At 67.0% G+C, this 6,488-nt stretch carries 4 protein-coding genes; all 4 read left to right on the forward strand.

Annotation, left to right across the window (positions count from 1 at the left end; translation table 11 throughout):
• Positions 1 to 73 precede the first annotated feature (73 nt).
• The gene (acnB, locus tag PLC66_RS17770; protein WP_324542892.1) at positions 74 to 2,671 is read left to right on the forward strand and encodes a bifunctional aconitate hydratase 2/2-methylisocitrate dehydratase; all 2,598 of its coding nucleotides are present in this window, start codon (positions 74 to 76) and stop codon (positions 2,669 to 2,671) included.
• A 157-nt stretch (positions 2,672 to 2,828) separates the two neighbouring features.
• Positions 2,829 to 3,074 (forward strand): type II toxin-antitoxin system CcdA family antitoxin, encoded by a 246-nt coding sequence (locus PLC66_RS17775; protein WP_320363788.1) that lies wholly within the window; start codon positions 2,829 to 2,831, stop codon positions 3,072 to 3,074.
• A complete protein-coding gene (locus tag PLC66_RS17780; protein WP_320363790.1) occupies positions 3,074 to 3,373 on the forward strand; it encodes a CcdB family protein in 300 nt (99 codons plus the stop codon). The genes PLC66_RS17775 and PLC66_RS17780 overlap by 1 nt, the downstream gene beginning before the upstream one ends.
• A 45-nt stretch (positions 3,374 to 3,418) precedes the next feature.
• On the forward strand, positions 3,419 to 6,488 hold a 3,070-nt coding region (locus PLC66_RS17785; RefSeq protein WP_324542897.1), incomplete at its 3' end, for a DEAD/DEAH box helicase.

Consider the following 6,488-nt stretch of genomic DNA (forward strand, 5'->3'; position numbering starts at 1 on the left):
AATCCAGCCTGACCCGGGCGGGTATCCTCCGTCCGGGGCCTGATCACCGCCACGAACAAGTGAGGAAGTCGCCGTGCTTGAAGCCTACCGTGCCCATGTCGCCGAACGTGCCGCCCTCGGAATTCCGCCGCTGCCGCTGTCCAAGCAGCAGGTCACCGAGCTGGTCGAGCTGCTGAAGAACCCCCCCGCCGGCGAGGAGGCCTTCCTCGTCGAGCTCCTCACCTATCGTGTGCCGGCCGGTGTGGACGATGCCGCCAAGGTCAAGGCCGAGTTCCTCGCCAAGGTCGCCAAGGGTGAGGAAGCCTGTGGCCTGGTGTCGCGCGCAAAGGCCACCGAACTGCTCGGCACCATGCTGGGCGGCTTCAACATCAAGCCGATGATCGACCTGCTGGCCGATGCCGAGGTGGGCACGGTCGCTGCCGAGGGTCTCAAGAAGACCCTGCTGATGTTCGACTACTTCCACGACGTCAAGGAACTGGCCGCCGCCGGCAACGCCAACGCCAAGGCCGTCATGCAGTCGTGGGCCGACGCCGAGTGGTTCACCAGCCGCCCGGAAGTCCCCGCCTCGCAAAAGCTCACCGTGTTCAAGGTCACCGGCGAAACCAACACCGACGACCTGTCGCCCGCGCCGGATGCCTGGTCGCGCCCCGACATCCCGCTGCATGCGCTGGCCATGCTGAAGAACCCGCGTCCGGGCATCACCCCGGAAGAGCCCGGCGTGCGCGGCCCTGTCAAGTTCCTCGAAGACCTGCGGGCGAAGGGCAACCTGGTCGCCTACGTCGGTGACGTGGTCGGCACGGGGTCCTCGCGCAAGTCCGCCACCAACTCGGTGCTGTGGTTCACCGGCGAAGACATCCCCTTTGTGCCGAACAAGCGCTTCGGCGGCGTGTGCCTGGGCTCCAAGATCGCCCCGATCTTCTTCAACACCATGGAAGACGCCGGCGCGCTGCCGATCGAGATCGACGCCGGCCAGATGGACATGGGCGACGAGATCGAGCTCAAGGTCGACCAGGCCACCGGCAAGGTCACCGCGCTCAAGAACGGCGCCATGATCGCCGAATCGCAGTTGAAGACCCTGGTGATCCTCGACGAAGTGCGCGCCGGCGGCCGCATCCCGTTGATCATCGGCCGCGGTCTCACCACCAAGGCACGTGAAGCGCTGGGCCTGCCGCCCTCGACGCTGTTCCGCCTGCCGCAGGCGCCCGCCGACACCGGCAAGGGCTTCTCGCTGGCGCAGAAGATGGTCGGCCGCGCCTGCGGCATGCCGGAAGGCCAGGGCATCCGCCCGGGTACCTACTGCGAACCCAAGATGACCACCGTCGGCTCGCAGGACACCACCGGCCCGATGACCCGCGACGAGTTGAAGGACCTCGCCTGCCTCGGCTTCTCCGCCGACCTGGTGATGCAGTCCTTCTGCCACACCGCCGCCTACCCGAAGCTGGTCGACGTCAAGATGCACCGCGAGCTGCCGAGCTTCATCAGCACCCGCGGCGGCGTCTCGCTGCGTCCGGGCGACGGCGTCATCCACTCCTGGCTCAACCGCCTGCTGCTTCCCGACACCGTCGGCACCGGCGGCGACAGCCACACGCGCTTCCCGATCGGCATCTCCTTCCCGGCCGGCTCGGGCCTGGTGGCCTTCGCCGCGGCGACCGGCGTGATGCCGCTCGACATGCCGGAATCGGTGCTGGTGCGCTTCAAGGGCACGCTGCAGCCGGGCGTCACCCTGCGTGACCTGGTGAATGCCATCCCGCTGTACGCGATCAAGCAGGGCCTGCTGACCGTCGAGAAGAAGGGCAAGAAGAACATCTTCTCCGGCCGCATCCTCGAGATCGAAGGCCTGCCGGATCTGAAGGTCGAACAGGCTTTCGAGCTCACCGACGCCTCGGCCGAGCGCTCCGCCGCCGGCTGCACGGTCCACCTCAACAAGGCGCCGATCGTCGAGTACATGAACTCGAACATCACCCTGATGAAGTGGATGATCGCCAACGGCTACGAAGACAAGCGCACCCTGGGCCGCCGCATCAAGGCCATGGAGCAGTGGATCGCCAGCGGCGAGCTGCTGTCCGGCGACGCCGACGCCGAATACGCCGCCGTGATCGAGATCGACCTCGCCGACATCAAGGAGCCGATCGTCGCCTGCCCGAACGACCCGGACGACGTCAAGTTCCTGTCCGAAGTAGCCGGCGACACGATCGACGAAGTCTTCATCGGCTCCTGCATGACCAACATCGGCCACTTCCGCGCCGCCGGCAAGGTGCTGGACGGCAAGACCGACATCCCGACCCGCCTGTGGATCGCCCCGCCCACCAAGATGGACGCGATGATCCTCAACGAGGAAGGCTACTACGGCGTGCTCGGCAAGTCCGGCGCCCGCATGGAGATGCCGGGCTGCTCGCTGTGCATGGGCAACCAGGCGCAGATCCGCAAGGGCAGCACCGCGATGTCGACCTCGACGCGCAACTTCCCCAACCGCCTCGGCATCGACACCCGCGTCTATCTGGGCTCGGCCGAGCTGGCCGCGGTGTGCGCGCTGATGGGCAAGATCCCGACCGTGCAGGAGTACATGGCGCAGGTGGAGGTGGTGAACAAGAAGGCCGCCGACATCTACCGCTACATGAACTTCGACCAGATCGAGGAATTCCGCTCGGTGGCGGATACGGTGGAAGTTTGAGTCGGTAAGTAGTTGGAAGGCTGGGACGGCCGGGAGGCCGTCCTGGCGGAGAGGCCCCTCGTCAGCGATGGCGGGGGGTTTTGCTTTATGTGGGCGTGAATGCGCACGAAATTCCGCATCTATAATGTGGGCACTTCTTTCACGAGGCGACTCCATCATGATGCACACGACTGTTCCCGGCGCTGCCCGCAAAGCGACGAACGTGACGCTCGATGAAGCCTTGCTTGTAGAGGCGAAGGCCCTGCGCATCAATATCTCACAGGCGGCCGAGGCCGGTTTGGCGCTTGCCGTGGCGGAGCGTCGTGCAGCGCAATGGCTCGAAGAGAATCGTCGCGCGCTAGACAGCTCGAACGCATACGTTGAGCAGCACGGCTTGCCGCTCGCGCAGTTTCGGAACTTCTGATGGCACGCTTCGACGTCTACCGAAACAGCGCGGGCGAGGGCTTTCTGCTCGATGTTCAAGCCGACCTGCTGAGCCACCTGAACACCCGGGTCGTCGTGCCGCTGCTGCCGAGCGGTGGTGAGCTCCAGCCAGCCAGAGGGCTCAATCCCGTCTTTGAGATCGAAGACGGCCGTTTCGTGATGGCTACCCAGTTCATGGCGGCGGTACCGGCCAGCCTGCTCAAGGTGCCGGTGGCGCGACTTGGCGCTTTCAGGGCCGAAATTACGACAGCGCTGGATATGCTGTTTCAGGGGTTCTGAAGTCTCAGGGACCATTCGCCACGGCGGAGGAGCAGCGGGAATCGTATGACACTGCCTGATGGTCTCTACGACCAACTCCTCACCGAGGCCCTGCGCGACGCCGTCACCCGGACGACGGACGAGCACGCCCACAGCCTCAAACCCCTCACCGTAGAAGACGCCCCCGAGCGCCTCGCCGATGCGCTCGCCTCCCAACTCTCCCGCATCCTCGACGACCTGCAGGGCGAGGGCGCCGAGAAGCTCCGCCAGCAGCTCGACCTCGTCAATTTCCTCCTCGTCAGCCTGAAGCAGCGTCTCGGCAAGCGCGCGGGCGAGGCCGAGACGCTGTCCGCGCCGCCCCAGATTCTCCAGGCCATCCACCAGCGGTTGCCCAAGCCTGCAATCCCGGAGACTGGCCTGGCCTTCCCCTGGCTGTTCACTGCGGGCAAGGGTTCGCCGTCGCTACTGACCGAGCTGCGCCGCGAGCTGGCTGCCTGTGATCAGGTGGACATCCTGGTGAGCTTCATCACCCATTCCGGCGTACGCAAGCTGCTCGATATCCTGCAGTCGATCACCGCGGTCGGGCCGGATGGAAAGCCGCGCACGCGCCTTCGCGTGCTGACCACCACCTACACCGGCGCCACCGAGATCCGTGCGCTGGACGAGCTCGCCCGGTTACCGGGTTGCGAGATCCGCGTGTCGCTGGATGGTCGTCGTACCCGGCTGCATGCCAAGGCCTGGCTGTTCCGCCGCCGCACCGGCTTTGGCTCCGCCTACGTGGGCAGTGCCAACCTGTCGGGCGCGGCCTTGATGGGCGGGCTGGAATGGACGGTGAAGTTCACCGAGCGCGGCCAGACCGATCTGTTCGAGCGCGCTAGCGCGCACTTCGAGACGCTTTGGGAAGACAGCGAATTCCAGGGCTACGACCCTGCTAATCCTGCGCATCGCAAGGCGCTGGGCGACGCGCTCAGGCGCGAGTCGGGGGACGGGCTGATCGCGCGCCCGACCTATTTCGACCTCGAGCCCAAGACCTATCAGCAGGAGATGCTCGACCAGCTGCAGATCGAGCGCGATCACGGTCGCTGGCGCAACCTGGTGGTGGCTGCGACCGGTACCGGCAAGACGGTGGTGGCGGCCTTCGACTACAAGCGGCTTTGCCTGCAGGCCGGAGGGCGGCCACGGCTGCTGTTCGTGGCGCACCGCGAGGAGATCCTGAAGCAGGCGCTGCGCACCTATCGCGAGGTGCTGCGCGACCACGCCTTCGGCGAGGTGCTGGTCGGCGGTGTGCAGCCGGAGCGCTTCGATCATCTGTTCGCCACCATTGACAGCGTGTCCGCGCGCGAGCTGGTGTCGCGCTGCGGCGCCGATTACTGGCACACCGTGGTGATCGACGAGTGCCATCGCGTGGCGGCGGATCGCTTCGATGTCTTCGCGAGCACGGTGCGGCCGCGCGTGTTGCTCGGGCTGACGGCGACGCCGGAGCGCAGCGATGGCAAGCCGATCCTGGGCTATTTCGACAACCGGCCCGATGACGCGCCCGCGGTCGAGCTGCGGCTCTGGCATGCGCTCGACCAGCAACTGCTGTGCCCCTTCGAGTATTACGCCTGCGACGACGAGACGGATTTTTCCGCTGTGCCTTGGCAGCAGGCGGGGGAGGTCGCCGCGATTGACAAGCTGGTCACCGGAAACGATGTCCGCGCGCGCCTGGTGCTCGACGAGTGGCGGCGCCTGGCGGGCGACCCGGCACGCGGGCGGGCGCTGGTGTTCTGCGTTTCGGTGGCGCATGCGCAGGACATGACCGCGCGACTGAACCGGGCCGGCATCAAGGCGCTGTGCGTGGTGGGCGACACGCCCGCGGACGAGCGCAGGCGGGCACCCGAGCTGCTGGCGAGGGGCGATGTCGCCGCGCTGGTGACCTGCGACCTGTACAACGAGGGCGTCGACCTGCCGCTCGTCGATACGCTGCTCCTGCTGCGGCCGACGCAGAGCCCGGTGCTGTTCCAGCAGCAGATCGGCCGCGGCCTGCGCCTGGCCAAGGGCAAGGAGGGCTGCCTGATCCTCGATTTCGTCGGCCGCCACCGTGAGGAATTTCGCTTCGACCGCCTGCTGTCCACGATCACCGGGCTGTCGCGCGCGCAGCTGATCGATGCGGTGGATAGGGGCTTCGGCATGCTGCCGCCCGGTTGCCATATCCACCTGCAGCGCCAGACGCGCGAGCAGGTGCTGCGCAGCCTGCGCAGGCTGGTGCAGCAGAACTGGCGGCGGCTGAGGACGGAACTGCAGGCCTATGCCGCGCTGCGCGGACGCACCGAGATCACGCTCGCGAGCTTCCTTGCCGAGCAGGCGATCGAGATCGACGACCTCTATCGCAGCAGCGGCCGCTCGGGCTGGACCAACCTCAAGCGCGACGCCGGCTTGCTGAACACGCCGGCGGGCAGCGAGGATGAGTACTTCGGGCGGCGTTTTGGCGATCTGCTGCACATCGACGACCCGGCCCGAACCGATCTGCTGGGTACGCTGCGGGAGCCGGACGCGGCCTACCGGCTGCAGGGCGAGCGGGAGCGACGCTTGCTGCAGATGCTCGCCTACCAGCTCGATGCGCAGCAGCATCAGAAGGGGCGTGGCGAGGATTTCCTGCAGCGGCTGCAGCAGCACCCCGAGCACGCGGCCGAGCTCGCCGAGTTGGGCGCGGTCTTGCAGGCCCGCAGCAGCCTTCGCGTCCAGGCCGTGCCGGGGCTGGAGGATGTGCCGCTTTGCCTGCACGCGGCCTACGGCATCCGCGAGATCCTCACCGCGCTGGGCTGGCTGAGCCCGAGCCGGCGGACTCCGTTCCAGGCCGGCGTGCTCGCGCTGCACGAGCGCAAGGTCGAGCTGCTGTTCGTGACGCTGGACAAGCGCGAGGGCTATCACGAGCGCATCGCATATCGGGACTATGCGATCAGCCCCGAGCTGTTCCACTGGCAGTCGCAGAACTCGGCGGGGCCGGAGACCCCCGCGGGGCGGCGCTATCTGGAGAGCCCGGGCAACGGGTGGGGCTTCCAGCTTTTCGTGCGCACGGCCAAGGGGGTGCCGTATCGGGCCTGCGGGCCGGTCACGCTCGAGCGGGCGGAGGGTTCAAAGCCGATGAGCATCCACT

The organism is Thauera sp. (assembly GCF_035444905.1).
Lineage (GTDB): Bacteria > Pseudomonadota > Gammaproteobacteria > Burkholderiales > Rhodocyclaceae > Thauera.

Excerpts from the sequence above, each read along its gene's own strand:
- PLC66_RS17775 (WP_320363788.1), top strand. The coding sequence starts at position 2,829 with ATGATGCACACGACTGTTCCCGGCGCTGCCCGCAAAGCGACGAACGTG.
- PLC66_RS17780 (WP_320363790.1), top strand. The coding sequence starts at position 3,074 with ATGGCACGCTTCGACGTCTACCGAAACAGCGCGGGCGAGGGCTTTCTG.